At 67.9% G+C, this 14,280-nt stretch carries 10 protein-coding genes, 1 tRNA gene and 1 pseudogene; 11 read left to right on the forward strand and 1 reads right to left on the reverse strand.

Annotated features, from left to right (window positions below; all coding sequences use genetic code 11):
- The 4 genes from ON23_RS01695 to ON23_RS01710 form a co-directional block, all read left to right on the forward strand.
- The coding region (locus ON23_RS01695; protein ID WP_039775639.1) for a type II secretion system F family protein at positions 1-416 on the forward strand (416 nt) is incomplete at its 5' end.
- Positions 417-473: 57 nt separating this feature from the next.
- Entirely contained in the window at positions 474-686 is a 213-nt protein-coding gene (locus tag ON23_RS01700; protein WP_039775641.1) for a DUF4244 domain-containing protein, read from the forward strand.
- Positions 683-1,030, forward strand: a complete 348-nt coding sequence (locus tag ON23_RS01705) for a TadE family type IV pilus minor pilin (RefSeq protein WP_039775642.1) — start codon at positions 683-685, stop codon at positions 1,028-1,030. Before ON23_RS01700 ends, ON23_RS01705 begins: the two co-directional genes overlap by 4 nt.
- The gene (locus ON23_RS01710; RefSeq protein WP_306307090.1) at positions 1,027-1,437 is read left to right on the forward strand and encodes an Rv3654c family TadE-like protein; all 411 of its coding nucleotides are present in this window, start codon (positions 1,027-1,029) and stop codon (positions 1,435-1,437) included. Before ON23_RS01705 ends, ON23_RS01710 begins: the two co-directional genes overlap by 4 nt.
- A 353-nt stretch (positions 1,438-1,790) precedes the next feature.
- Here ON23_RS01710 and sftH read toward each other — a convergent pair whose 3' ends face one another.
- Entirely contained in the window at positions 1,791-4,166 is a 2,376-nt protein-coding gene (gene sftH, locus ON23_RS01715) for a DEAD/DEAH box helicase (protein WP_083903628.1), read from the reverse strand.
- Positions 4,167-4,601: 435 nt separating this feature from the next.
- Between sftH and ON23_RS01720 the strand changes: the two genes are divergently transcribed.
- From ON23_RS01720 to ON23_RS01750, 7 genes and pseudogenes are all read left to right on the forward strand, one after another.
- Positions 4,602-4,808, forward strand: a complete 207-nt coding sequence (locus ON23_RS01720; protein ID WP_011206895.1) for a cold-shock protein — start codon at positions 4,602-4,604, stop codon at positions 4,806-4,808.
- A gap of 440 nt (positions 4,809-5,248) precedes the next feature.
- Entirely contained in the window at positions 5,249-8,104 is a 2,856-nt protein-coding gene (topA, locus tag ON23_RS01725; protein ID WP_039775658.1) for a type I DNA topoisomerase, read from the forward strand.
- Positions 8,105-8,205: 101 nt separating this feature from the next.
- Entirely contained in the window at positions 8,206-9,417 is a 1,212-nt protein-coding gene (locus ON23_RS01730; protein ID WP_039775650.1) for a DNA polymerase III subunit delta', read from the forward strand.
- 98 nt (positions 9,418-9,515) lie between these two features.
- Complete coding sequence (locus ON23_RS01735; protein WP_223273472.1) at positions 9,516-10,076, forward strand: YdeI/OmpD-associated family protein; 561 nt, start codon at positions 9,516-9,518, stop codon at positions 10,074-10,076.
- A 57-nt stretch (positions 10,077-10,133) separates the two neighbouring features.
- Positions 10,134-10,209 (forward strand) — tRNA-Thr (locus tag ON23_RS01740).
- A gap of 596 nt (positions 10,210-10,805) precedes the next feature.
- Positions 10,806-13,271, forward strand: coding sequence for an FHA domain-containing protein (locus tag ON23_RS01745; protein ID WP_039775652.1), 2,466 nt, complete (start codon positions 10,806-10,808; stop codon positions 13,269-13,271).
- A gap of 153 nt (positions 13,272-13,424) precedes the next feature.
- A pseudogene (locus ON23_RS01750) lies at positions 13,425-14,280 on the forward strand (serine/threonine-protein kinase); the annotation flags it as partial.

Genomic DNA, 14,280 nt, shown 5'->3' on the forward strand with positions numbered 1-14,280 from the left:
CATGTCTGCGGGCGGGCCTGCCGGCCGCCACGGCGGCGCGCGCGGTGGCCCCGATCGCCCCGGAACCGTTCGCCTCGGCACTGCGCCGGGCGGCGGATCTGCTGGCGCTGGGCGCGGATCCGGTCATCGCATGGGAGCGCGCGGCCCGGGAGGCGCCCGGGGCGGAGATGTCCGCGCTCGCCCGGCTGGTGCGCCGGTCGGCCCGCTCCGGTGCCGCCCTGACCGGTGCGGTCTTCGAACTCGCCGAGAAGTGCCGCGCGGCGGTCGAGGATGCGGCCGCCGCACGGGCAGAACGTGCGGGCGTACTCATCAGCGGGCCGCTCGGGCTGTGCTTCCTGCCGGCCTTCGTCTGTCTCGGCATCGTTCCGGTGGTCGCCGGACTGGCCGGACGAGTACTCGGCGGTGGCTTGTGGTGACCACACGAGAGATTCGGTGCGGATCCGCCGCGCCGACGGTAGAGAAAGGGGAGACCGATGCTGACGGCAACGCAATCGGTTGTGCGAGAACTACGTTCGCGGCTGATCCAGCTAGCGGTGACCGACGACGGCATGAGTACGGCCGAATACGCCATCGGGACGATCGCCGCGGCGGCGTTCGGGGCGGTGCTCTACACCGTGGTGACCGGCGACTCCATCGTCAACGCGCTGACCAAGATCATCGACAGGGCACTGAACACCACCGTATGAGGTCGGCCCGCACGAGCGAGCGGGGTGCGGTCACGGTCGAGGCGGCGATCGCGCTGGCGGCGGTGGTGGTGGTCGTCGTGCTCTGCCTGGGAGCGTTGCTGGCGGCGTCGATGCAGATCCGCTGTATCGACGCCGCTCGCGAAGCGGCTCGTCTCACGGCGCGCGGCGCGGAAGCGGAAGCTCTGCCGGCGGCTCAGCGGGTGGCACCGCCCGGCGCCGATATCGAAGTGCGTGCCGACGGCGACCGGATCGTCGCCGTCGTTCGGGCGCGGGCGCCGCTGCTGCCCATGCTGCGGTTACGGGCCGAGGCGGTCGCCGTGCGCGAACCGGGAGAGCCGCGATGACAGCGGGCGGACTGGTCCGGACCGCGATGGCGCCGGCCGCGTGCCGCTGCCGCGGGTGCGATGGGGGCGCCACGGTCACCGCATGTCTGGCGCTCACCGCACTGCTGGTGGTGACGGTGGTGATCGTGCAGTTCGCGGCGGTGGTCTGCGCACGCCACCTGGCGCAGAGCGCCGCCGACTCGGCGGCGTTGGCCGCGGCGGGTGCGCTGGATTCCGGTGCCGAGGCGGCCTGTGAACAAGCGGATTCGGTGGTGCGGCGAATGCGGATGCGGCTACGTACGTGTTCGATCCGGGATTGGGATGTGACGGTAACCGTCGACGGTTCCGTGACGCTCGCTCTTTTGGGCAAGCGATCAGTTGCGGCGGTCGCGCGGGCCGGTCCGGTGAGCGCGGTAAAACGATCATGAATACCGGACGGTTGGTGTGAGAAAGAATGGGTGACCCGAGCCACAGTATGTCGCGGTAACTGTCGTGGATTTCCCATTCGGTGGGCATTCAATTCCGGGGACGCAATTGTGCAAGCATTCGGCGCCGCAAGATTCCGATAAATGCACACATGTGAATGCCCACATGGCCGTTATTCGCTAGGGCAATGCGCCGGTTAACATGATCGACTTCCTCTTTATTCGAACAGAGCGCAGTCGGCCTCGGGTCTCGGACGCGGCCGTCGCTCTGGGAGGCGCCCACGTCTACCGACGGTGTCCGCATCGTCACGAAACGGATTCGAGCAGGTCATGGCTCGAAATGTTGGCGGCACCGTTCAGGCCGGCGCCTCGTCGGGCAGGTCGGAGAGCACGGCCGTCAGCAGGGCGGCCGCGCCTTCCTTGTCCAGCGGGGAATTCCCGTTGCCGCATTTGGGGGATTGGACGCACGAGGGGCAGCCCTGTGGGCACGAACAGGAGGCGATGGCCGCCCGCGTCGCCGCCAACCAGGTCCGCAACCGGGCGAACCCGCGCTCGGCGAATCCGGCCCCGCCGCGATGACCGTCGTAGACGAAGACGGTCGGCAGCCCGGTGTCGGGGTGCTCGGCGATGGACACGCCACCCACATCCCACCGGTCGCAGCTCGCGACCAGCGGCAACATCCCGATCGCGGCATGTTCGGCGGCGTGCAGGGCGCCGGCCACGCGGCGCGGCTCGATCCCCGCCGCGGTCAGCAGTCGCGGCGTGACGGTGTAGAACACGGCCTGCGTCGGCAGCGTCTGCTCGGGCATGTCGAGTTCGATGAGGTCGAGGACCTCCCCGCTGGGAAGTGTGCGCAGATAACCCACCACCTGGCGGGTTACCCGGACCTTGGCCAGGGCGGCAGTAACGCGGCCGTACACCTGTTCGTGGGTGCGCTCGTCGATCTCGACCGAGGTGACCATCCGGGCGCTGGTGGTCCAACCGGGCTGCTCGGCGTGGACGAACGCGACTCCGGCCTCGAGATCCAGTTCGTCGACCACATAGGTCTCGCCCTGGTGCAGATGCACGGCACCGGCGTGCAGCGTCGCGGGAGCCCGCCCGGAATCCGCGCTGCCCAGCAGCCTGCCGCTGGTCGCGTCGACGATCGCGATCTGGGAGCCGATTCCGCCCCGGACATCGACGTCGTCGTGGGGATAGGCGCTCGAGGTCGGGTACCAGCGGGCCGGTCCACCGCCGTTCTCCCGGCGCTTGATCAGCCCCTGCGCGGCGAGGTCGGCGGCCACGTCCCGGCCGCCGAGGTCGTCGATCTCGGCGTCGGTCAGGGGATGTTCGCAGGCCGCGCACAGCAGATGCGGTCCGGCGACGTAGGGATTGTGCGGATCGGTGATGGTCGCCTCGACCGGCTTGTCCAGCAGCGCGTGCGGGTGATGGACGAGGTAGGTGTCCAGCGGATCGTCGCGGGCTACCAGTAGGACCAGCGAGCCCTGGGTGCGACGTCCGGCCCGCCCAGCCTGCTGCCAGAACGAGGCGACGGTTCCCGGAAAACCCGCCATCACCACGGCGTCCAGCCCGGCGATGTCGACGCCCAATTCCAGCGCGGTCGTGGTGGCCGCGCCCAGCAGCGACCCGTCCGCCAGGCCGTTCTCCAGTTCGCGCCTGTCCTCGGCCAGGTATCCGGCCCGGTAGGCCGCCACGCGGCCGGCCAGCGACGGATCCACCTCGGCCAGCATGCGCTGCACGTCGATGGCGACGACCTCGGCGGCCCGGCGGGAGCGGACGAAGGTCAATGTCCGCGCACCCTCGACGACCAGGTCGGTCATGATCCGGGCGGCCTCGGTGGTGGCCGCCCGCCGTACCGGGGCGCCGTTCTCACCGCTGAGGTCGCCGAGCAGCGGCGGCTCCCACAGGGCGACCGTCCGCGCGCCCTGCGGCGAACCGTCGTCGGTCACCGCGGTCACCGGCGCACCGATCAGCCGTTCCGCGGCCGCGGCCGGATCCGCGCTGGTCGCCGAGCACAGGACGAAGGTCGGGTTCGCGCCGTAATGGGCGGCCAGCCGTCGCAGCCGGCGCAGCACCATCGCGACTTGGGATCCGAATACACCTCGATAGGCGTGGCATTCGTCGACCACCACATAGCGCAACCGCCGCAGCATCCGCGCCCAGCGCTGGTGGGCCCGCAGGATGCCGATGTGCAGCATGTCGGGATTGGTGAACAACCACCGCGCATTCGCCCGCACCCACTGCCTGACCTCGGGCGGAGTATCGCCGTCGTAGGTGGCCGGATGGATATCGCGCAGGCTGCCGGCATGAGTCAGCTGCGCGGCCGCGCGGAATTGATCGGCGCCGAGCGCTTTGGTCGGCGATATATACAGAGCGGTCGCTCGCGAATCCCGCTGCAGGTCGGTCAATACCGGCAGCTGATATCCCAGAGATTTGCCCGACGCGGTCCCGGTGCAGACGACGACATGTGTGCCGGCGGAGGCCAGCTCCGCGGTTCGAATCTGATGCGTCCACGGTGCGTCGACACCCGATTCCCGCAGCGCGTCGACCACGTCCGGGGCAGCCCAGGAAGGCCAGCCGGTGCTGCGTGCCGCGCGGGCCGGGAGTTCGGTCACATGGGTGATACGACTCTCCGCATCGGGCACTCCGAAAAGGACACGATTCAGCAACGATGTCCCGTAGCCGATCGCCTCGGCGGGAGCGGCGTCGGATCCCGGGCCTTTCGGATTCATCGGACCGAGACCATGCGACGCGAAGAAAGTGTGAACCGTGTGTGCCGTGCTCGCCCGAGCTGCCAATTCACTACCGAGTAGCGACCTGCGTCACAGTCTCTTTGCCTGACGCTCGCTCGGTTATCGCTAAGCAAACCTACTTCAAGTTTGGATTTGGGCATTGTGCCCCTCACCTGCACATTCGCAAGATCATCTTTTTTGCAAATTGTCGGTAACTCGGCTGTCGAATTGCGCGCGGACATGGTTCACTAGTTCTCGGTCGCAAGCTTCTGTGTTCGAGGGAACGGATCAAAGGTCCAAACCATCAGCAGGATCGATGTTGCGAACGGTGTGCTTGAAGCTTCCTGCAGGGGGAACAGAGTACAGCGGTCGGAACGGACCCGGTGGACCAACCTAACTTGTCCGCCGTTCCGGTATGGAAAGAGAAGGAACAGAATGGCACAGGGAACTGTGAAGTGGTTCAACGCGGAGAAGGGGTTCGGCTTCATCGCGCCCGAGGACGGCTCCGCTGACGTCTTCGTCCACTACTCCGAGATTCAGGGTTCGGGCTTCCGTACCCTCGAGGAGAACCAGAAGGTCGAATTCGAGGTCGGCCAGGGCACCAAGGGCCCGCAGGCCACCGGAGTTCGCGCGCTCAGCTGAGCGAGTAACCCAACAAGGTCCGATCTCTCGTCCCTCACCGCGAGCACGCGGTGAGGGACGAGTCATATGCGGGGGAAGTAGACTCGATCGAAAACCGGGGCTTTTCGATGTGATCGAGTTGCCCACAAGGGGGTTTTTCTGCAGTTCGCAGCCATTTCGGTTCGGACGGTACCGACGGGGAAGTACCGCGCAGAACAGCCGAGACTCCTGGGTCGCGGGTCCGCAGTGCGGACTCCACGACAGCGAAACACGGTATAAACGTCTCTGGCGGGAGATGTTTGTCTCTCCCTCTTGCCCCATCCGCGCGCCGCGCGCCTGCGCCGCGCGGGTCGACAGGAAAGGTGTGTTCGCCGGTGGCAACACGAGACCGCGGTGCATCGCCGACTCCCGATGCGGCCTCCGCCGGGCCCGATGCGGCCGCAGCCGGCCGGGGGCGTCCCCTGCGTCGTCTCGTCATCGTCGAGTCGCCGACCAAGGCACGTAAGATCGCGCCCTATCTGGGCCGCGGTTATACGGTCGAGGCGTCCGTCGGCCATATTCGGGATCTTCCCCGCGGTGCCGCGGATGTGCCGGCCAAATACAAAGGCCAGTCCTGGGCTCGGCTGGGTGTCGACGTCGACCACGATTTCGAGCCGATCTACGTCGTCAGTCCGGACAAGAAGGCCAAGGTCTCGGAGCTGAAGACGCTGCTGCGCGACGCCGACGAGCTCTATCTGGCCACCGACCCCGACCGCGAGGGCGAGGCCATCGCCTGGCACCTGCTCGAGACGCTGAAGCCGAAGATTCCGGTCCGGCGCATGGTGTTCCACGAAATCACCGAGCCGGCCATCCGCGCCGCCGCCGCCGACACCCGGGAACTCGACAACGACCTGGTCGACGCCCAGGAAACCCGGCGCATCCTCGACCGCCTCTACGGCTACGAGGTCAGCCCCGTGCTGTGGAAGAAGGTCATGCCGCGACTGTCGGCGGGCCGGGTGCAGTCGGTGGCGACCCGGATCGTCGTGCAGCGCGAGCGGGAGCGCATCGCGTTCCGTTCCGCGGAGTACTGGGATATCGCGGCGAAATTCGACGCCGGCGGCCGGGAGAGCGACGAGGCCAACCCCCGGATCTTCGGTGCGCGGCTGGTCACCGTCGACGGTTCCCGCGTCGCGGGCGGCCGGGATTTCGGATCCGACGGTCAGCTCAAGACCCGCAACGGTGTCACGGTCCTCGACGAGGCCGTGGCACGGCGGCTGGCCGCCGGGTTGGAGAAGGCGGATTTCCAGGTCACCTCGGTCGAGTCCAAGCCGTACACCCGGCGGCCCTATGCGCCGTTCATGACCTCGACGCTGCAGCAGGAGGCCGCGCGCAAACTCCGGTTCGGTTCCGAGCGCACGATGCGGGTGGCGCAGCGGCTGTACGAGAACGGCTACATCACCTATATGCGTACCGACTCCACGACGCTGTCGGAGTCGGCGATCAGCGCGGCGCGCGCGCAGGCGACCCAGCTCTACGGACCGGAGTTCGTGCATCCGACGCCGCGGCAGTACACCCGCAAGGTCAAGAACGCGCAGGAGGCACACGAGGCGATCCGGCCCGCCGGTGACACGTTCGCCACGCCGGGCCAGCTGCACGCCCGGCTGGATCAGGACGAATTCCGGCTCTACGAGCTGATCTGGCAGCGCACGGTGGCCTCGCAGATGGCCGACGCGCGCGGCACCACGTTGACTGTCCGGATCACCGGCCGCGCCGGCACCGGCGAGGAGTGCGTGTTCTCCGCGTCCGGACGCACCATCACCTTCGCGGGATTCCTCAAGGCCTACGTGGAGAGTGTCGACGAAGACGCGGGCGGGCAGTCCGACGATGCGGAGTCGCGGTTGCCCGCGCTGACCGAGGGCCAGAACGTCAACGCCACCGAGCTGACGCCCGACGGGCACACCACCAACCCGCCCCCGCGCTACAACGAGGCCTCGTTGATCAAGGCGCTCGAGGAGCTGGGCATCGGTCGCCCGTCGACCTACGCCTCGATCATCAAGACCATCCTGGACCGCGGCTACGTCTACAAACGCGGTAGTGCGCTGGTGCCGTCCTGGGTGGCCTTCGCGGTGGTCGGGCTGCTGGAGGAGTACTTCGGCCGCCTGGTCGACTTCGATTTCACCGCGGCGATGGAAGACGATCTCGATGCCATCGCCGGCGGCCGGGAGCAGCGCGGAAACTGGCTGACCAGCTTCTACTTCGGTGGTGACCACGGCGCCGAGGGCTCGGTGGCACGCTCCGGCGGTCTGAAGCGGATGGTCGGTGAGCGACTCGACGACATCGATGCCCGCGAGGTCAACTCGATCAAGATGTTCACCGACGATCAGGACCGCGACATCGTGGTCCGGGTCGGGCGTTTCGGTCCGTATCTGGAGCGTATGGTCCAGAACCCGGACGATCCGGACGGCGATCCCGTTTCCCAGCGCGCCAATCTGCCCGACGATCTGCCGCCGGACGAGTTGACACCCGAGGTCGCGGAGAAGCTGTTCGCGACCCCGCAGGAGGGGCGCTCGCTCGGTGTGGATCCCGAAACGGGGCATCGGATCGTGGCCAAGGAGGGCCGCTTCGGGCCGTATGTCACCGAAATCCTGCCTGAGCCGGAGGCCGACCTCGACGCCAAGAAAGGCGCCAAGAAGGCGGCCGCACCCAAACCGCGGACCGGCTCGCTGCTCAAGTCGATGGATCTGTCGACCATCACGCTCGAGGACGCGCTGAAACTGCTGTCGCTGCCCCGGGTGGTCGGCAAGGATCCCGAATCGGGCGACGAGATCACCGCGCAGAACGGCCGCTACGGCCCGTATCTGAAGAAGGGCACGGACTCTCGCTCGCTGGCCACCGAGGATCAGATCTTCACCGTGACCTTGGATGAGGCATTGAAGATCTACGCCGAGCCCAAGCGGCGCGGACGCCAGGCGGCGAGTGCGGCGCCGCTGCGGGAGATGGGCAACGATTCCGCCACCGGCAAGCCGATGGTGATCAAGGACGGGCGGTTCGGTCCGTATGTCACCGACGGCGAAACCAATGCCAGCCTGCGCAAGGGCGACGAGGTGGAGTCGATCACCGATGAGCGGGCCTCCGAACTGCTCGCCGATCGCCGGGCCAAGGGGCCGGTGAAGAAGGCGGCCAAGAAGACCGCGAAGAAGGCGCCCGCCAAGAAGACCGCGGCGAAGTCGACGGCCAAGAAGACCACCGCGACCGCGAAGAAGACGACAGCGAAGAAGACCGCGGCCAAGAAGGCGCCCGCGAAGAAGGCCGCGGCGAAGTCGACGGCCGAGTCGTAGCAGGCGGTGTCGGAGCGGGCGGTGTCGTAACAGGCGGCGTCGGAGCGGGCGGCTGCTCGGTGCCGGTCGGCTTGTCGGTGCGGCCGATTAGGGTGTAGCGCGTGGCAGGTGTCTTCGATCGGCTCGTCGGCCAGGACTCGGTCGAGTCCGAGTTGACCGCTGCCGCCGTGGCGGCACGCACCGGGATCGCGTCCTCGGCGATGACGCACTCCTGGCTGTTCACCGGTCCGCCCGGATCCGGCAGATCCGTTGCGGCACTGTGCTTTGCGGCCGCGCTGCAATGTACGGCCGAGGGCACGCCGGGCTGCGGTCACTGCCATGCCTGCACCACCACCATGGCCGGTACCCACGGCGATGTCCGGCGGGTGATTCCGGAGGGGCTGAGCATCGGCACCAAGGAAATGCGGGAGATCGTGCAGGTCGCGGCCCGGCGTCCCAGCACCGGGCGGTGGCAGGTGGTGGTGATCGAGGATGCCGACCGACTGACCGAGGCCGCGGGCAACGTGCTGCTGAAGGTGGTCGAGGAACCGCCCGAGCGGACCGTATTCCTGCTGTGCGCACCGTCGGTGGACCCGGAGGACATCTCGGTCACGCTGCGATCCCGCTGCCGGCATATCCACCTGGTCACGCCGTCCGTGGATGCCATCGCGCAGGTGCTGCGCGAGCGTGACGGGCTGAGTCCGGACCAGGCGGCGTGGGCGGCCTCGGTGAGCGGCGGACACGTCGGCCGCGCCCGCTGGCTCGCGACCGATGAGCAGGCCCGCACCCGCCGGACCCGCGCATTGTCGCTGGTGTCGGCGGTCACTCGTCCGGCCGCCGCTTATGCCGCCGGTGACGAACTGGTCAAATCCGCCGAGGAGGAGGCCAAACAGGTCAGCGCGGAGCGTGACGAGCGTGAACGCGACGAGCTGGCGACCGCGCTGGGTGCCGGTGGCACCGGGAAGGGCGCCGCCTCGGCGACCCGCGGTTCCGCCGGCGTGCTGAAGGACCTCGAGCGCCGTCAGAAATCCCGCGCGACCCGCACCAGTCGCGACGCCCTCGACCGGGCGCTGATCGATGTCGCGGGCCTGTACCGCGACGCGCTGGCCCTGCGTTTCGGCACCTCCGCCGCGAATCTATCCCCGGCGATCACCCTGACCCACCCCGACCTGTCGGATCAGATCCGCGATCTGGCCGACGAGGTGCGACCGGAGGGGCTGTTGCGTTCGATCGAAGCCGTCCTCGCCTGCCGCGAGGCCCTCGATCTGAACGTCAAGCCCCGCTTCGCCATCGCGGCGATGGTCGCGGGCCTCATCGCGGCCCGCTCCGCCTGATCGACCGGCGCGACAGACCTTCGGCGATTTCATCGAGAAAAGTGCTCAAAAGATGAGCACTTCAACGGGCAGCATGTAGTCCGACGAAAGGACGAACCGTGGTGCGAAAACTCCCTGCCGCCAACTGCTTTCCCGATGCCGCCGCCTGGGCCGGCTGGCTCGACGGTCACCACACCGACGACGCCGGCGCCTGGCTGCTGATCGCCCGCAAGGGTTCGTCCGCGCCCCTGATCACCATCGACGAGGCGGCGGAGGTCGCCCTGTGCTACGGCTGGATCGACGGTCACCGGCGCGCTCACGACGATCGCTCGTTCCTCCAGCGCTACTCGCCCCGGCGTCCCGGCAGCACCTGGTCCCAGGTGAACGTCGCGCGAGCCGAGGCCCTGATCGCCGCGGGCCGGATGCGCCCGCCCGGCCTCCGCGCGATCGAGGTTGCCCGCGCCGACGGCCGCTGGAATGCCGCGTACGCGCCCCAGCGCTCGGCACCCGTTCCGCCCGAGCTGGCCGAGGCTCTGGCCGCGGATACCGCCACCGCCGATCGCTTCGCCGCTCTGGACCGAACCGCCCGCTACCTACTGGTCCTCCCCCTGCTGAAGGCCCGAACCCCGACCGCCAAGGGCCGCCGCCTGGCCGAGATCATGGCGACACTGCAGCGATGACCTGCCGTTTTCGTGTTCGGTCACCGAAGACGATAGACTCTCACCGCCGAAAGGCACGCCGCCTTAGCTCAGTCGGTAGAGCGCTTCACTCGTAATGAAAAGGTCGGGGGTTCGATTCCCCCAGGCGGCTCCATCTTTGTCGCGAGTACCTGGTTGAGGTCTCGTGTCCCTTCGCCCGACGACGACGGTGAAGACGCTGCGCTGAGCTTCCGGGGTGAAGGCACCCAAACCATCCCGAGGCGTGAGTTCGCCGAGATGGACTCCCCGCTCGTGACACGCACCGCGCAAGCCCTTTCTGCAGAGACCGGGCAGCGTGTCGAGTGCGGTGCGGTGCCGTGCTGGAGCGGCCTGCACGGTTCTACTGCCTTGTAGTCGACGTGGAAGACGCGTAGCGCGGTCACGCCTGTGGGAAATATGGGATGTGCCGGAATTCGGGGGCGATGAATCAATGAAAATATTCAGCTTCGACATTCTGTTCGGGTTCGATCGAATTGGTATTACGGATCCCGTCACGGTGATTTCCGCGGCTGGTTCGGTCGGGTGTCGGTGCAGCGGCTGCACTGCCTCGTCAGCGGCTGCCGGGTGGTGGTGGCTCTCCACTCGCAGGACATTCTCGCTGGTCAGCGCGGGTTGGGGCGGCGTGAAAATGGAGCCGAGTGGCCACTGTCAGGGGAATTCCCGGTGGCCGGTTTTGCGGTGGCAGGGCGTTTCACGTCGTATACTCCCGTTATGGCGGATGATCAGTCCTCCACAGAATTTCCCGAGGCGCCCGTTCTTGTTGTGCAGACGCGAGAGCGCGTCTATCGGCTGCACGCGGGAGGTTCATACAATGTCGGCCGCGATCTGGCCGCCGACATCGTGGTGACCGATCCGCGGGTGTCTTCCGTGCACGCCGTCTTGGAGCGCGGGTCGGACGGTTGGGAAATCGAGGACGCGCACAGCCTCAACGGCACCTTTTTCGACGGTCAGCGCGTCGATCGGATGCTGATCGATCATGACGAGACGTTCCAGCTCGGTCACGCCGTGAACGGCGAGCAGCTGGCCTGTTCGGTGGAGGGGCGAAAAGGACAGCACGGCCGCGAGTCGTCCGGCGATAGCGGCGGCGACACGATGCTCGTCCCCGATCCCGGCTACCAGCTCGATGATGAAGCCACGGTGACGACGCCCCATCCGGGGAGCCGCCCCCGGCGGGTTGCGCGGTCGTCGCCTCCGGCGGCTCGCCCCAGCGCGGTCGTCCGGATCGTCTCGGACACAGTCCGGATCGGGCGGGCCTCCGACAACGACATCGTCGTGCCCGACCTCATGGTCTCCCGTCATCACGCCGAACTGCGAGTGACCGGCGCAGGCCGGTATCGGGTCGTCGACCTCGACAGCCACAACGGCACCTACGTGAACGGCGCCCGGGTCGATTCGGCGGACCTGTCCGAATCCGACTTGATCGGCATGGGGCATACCACCTACCGGCTGGTCGGCGACGAACTGCGGGAGTACGTCGACACCGGTGACGTGTCGGTCTCGGTGCAGAACCTCATCGTGCGGACAGCGGAAGGCAAGGTTCTCCTCGACGAGGTGAGTTTCCCGATTCCGCAGCGCTCGCTCGTCGGGGTCATCGGGCCCAGTGGAGCGGGCAAATCGACGTTGCTCGGCGCGGTGACCGGGTTGCGTCCGGCGACCGAGGGGACGGTTCGTTACGACGGACGCGACCTCTACACCGACTACGACGAACTCCGCCACCGCATCGGACTGGTTCCGCAAGAAGACATCCTGCACAGCCAACTTCCGACGCGGCGCGCGCTACTGTACGCGGCCGAACTCCGCTTCCCCGGTGACACGCGCCCCGAGGAGCGCGAGCAACGGGTCGATGAGGTCCTCGCCGAGCTCGGCTTGGCCCGGCATGCCGACACCCGCATCGACAGGCTCTCCGGCGGCCAGCGCAAACGGGTGAGCGTCGCACTGGAGTTGCTGACCAAACCGTCCCTGCTGTTCCTCGACGAGCCGACCTCCGGCCTCGACCCGGGCCTGGACAAGACGGTGATGGAAATGCTGTCCGAACTGGCCCACGACGGGCGCACCGTCATCGTCGTCACCCATAGTGTCGCGAACCTCGATTCCTGCGACCGACTCCTCGTGCTGGTACCCGGCGGTCGGCTGGCCTATTACGGACCGCCCGCGGAGGGGTTGCAGCAGTTCGGGCAGCGCAGTTGGGCCGAGGTGTTTCAGTCCTTCGACCGCGAGGAGGACCGCGACTGGGCTGCTGAGTTCCGGGAATCGCCTCGCTTCGAGCAGTACGTGGAGGTCGGGCCGACCGACGATGTCGGCCCGGCGGACGTACACGCACCGGCACCCCCGCCCGCGCCGCAGTCCAAGCTCAGCCAGCTCAGTACGGTGTGTCGGCGATACCTGGCGGTCATCGCGTCGGACCGAAGTTACCTGGCGCTGCTCGGCGTGATGCCGCTGATTCTCGGTGGTTTGATCGCCGCGGTGCCGTCGGGCGAGGGTTTCACCGGGGCGCCCGGAACCAACGCCGATGCCCCCACCAAGCTCATGATCTTGGCATTCGGTGCCTGTTTCATCGGCACCGGCAACTCGATTCGCGAGATCGTCAAGGAGCAGACGATCTACCGCAGAGAACGCGCGGCCGGATTGTCCGCAGGGGTCTACCTGATGTCGAAGCTCCTGGTCTTGGGCGTGATCACCATCCTGCAGGCGGCGGTGCTGTTCTTGATCGGCACCATCGGGGTGAGCATGCCGGCGAAAGGCGTATTCACCGCCGTCCCGCTGGAGTTGATCCTGGCGATGGCGATGCTCGGCATCGCCTCGCTGGCGTTGGGCTTGCTGGTCTCGGTGTCGGTCAACACCTCGGAGAAGACGCTGCCACTGCTGATCGTGCTGTCCATGGCGCAACTGGTGTTCACCGGCGGTCTGGTACGGCTGCCCGGCACCCCTGTTCTGGCACAGCTGTCCTACCTGTCGCCGTCCCGCTGGGGCTACGCTGCGGCAGCGGCCACCCTCGACCTGGACACCCTGTCGCCGCACGACGGCGCACCCGACCCGCTGTGGCGACATTCCCTGGGCACGTGGCTGCTCGACATGGGGGTCGTCGCCGGCCTGGGGGCCGTCTTCCTCGCGCTGGCCGGATACCGGCTGTATCAGCTGCGTCCACGGCGGCGCGGCGCTCGCACCGCGCGGATTTGACGGAGGCCCCGGCGCCCCGGGGGCGACCGGATGCAGCCGTGCGATTTCTCCTCGATCGGACCGCCTCTCGGGGATGATGGTGGTGGGTGTGGCGGATCGCATCCATCGCTTCACCGACCGGCCAGCGTACGGTCGGATTCGACAGGAGCGGATATGACCGACGGCTCCGGCTCAGACAGCGACTTCGGACGATCGACGGCCGGACTCGAATCCGGCGCGGTGGCCGCCTTCGCAGCCGCGTGGGAATCGGCTGCCCCGGCCCCGGCCATCAGCGATTACCTGCCCGACGCGGAGACCTTGCGCTTGGACGCGTTGATCGCACTGATCCGCGTCGACCTGCGCCAGCGCTGGCTGCGCCGGCCCGCGCTCACGCCGTCCGGTGGACCCGAGCCGCCCCGCAAGCGGCTGCGGAACTACTGCGCGGAATTCGCCGAGCTGTCGCCGGACCGCGTTCCGGCCAGCCTGGTCTATGAGGAGTTCGTGATCCGCCGGCACAGCGGCGAGCGGGTCGATCCGCGCGAATATCTGCGCGAATATCCCGCGCAAGCGCCCGAGCTGAGCGAGTTGCTCAACGCCGACGACTCGGATCGGAGCACTCAACGCGCCGGTGCGGACCCGACCGCCATCGCCTCGACCATGGTCTCTCCCGAAGGCACCCGCACCACGGGCGACGTGTTCGCCGAACCGGAGACGACGGGCTCGCAGGTCGCTCGGCTGGACAGCATCCGGGTAGGCGATTGCATCGATGATTTCGATCTGCTCACCGGGCTGGGTAGCGGAGCCTTCGCGCGGGTGTTCCTGGCCCGGCAGCGCTCGCTGCAGCGGCTGGTGGCGGTGAAGATCTCCGCCGACCGCGGCACCGAACCGCAGACGCTGGCCCAGCTCGACCACGACTACATCGTCCGGATCTTCGACCAGCGGCTGCTGGGCGAACCGGACCCGCACGGCGATTCCCACAGCCGCCGACTGCGGCTGCTGTACATGCAGTTTCTGCCCGGCGGCACCCTGC

Origin of the sequence: Nocardia cerradoensis NBRC 101014, assembly GCF_000308535.1 — a bacterium.
Classification (GTDB): Bacteria; Actinomycetota; Actinomycetes; order Mycobacteriales; family Mycobacteriaceae; genus Nocardia; species Nocardia cerradoensis.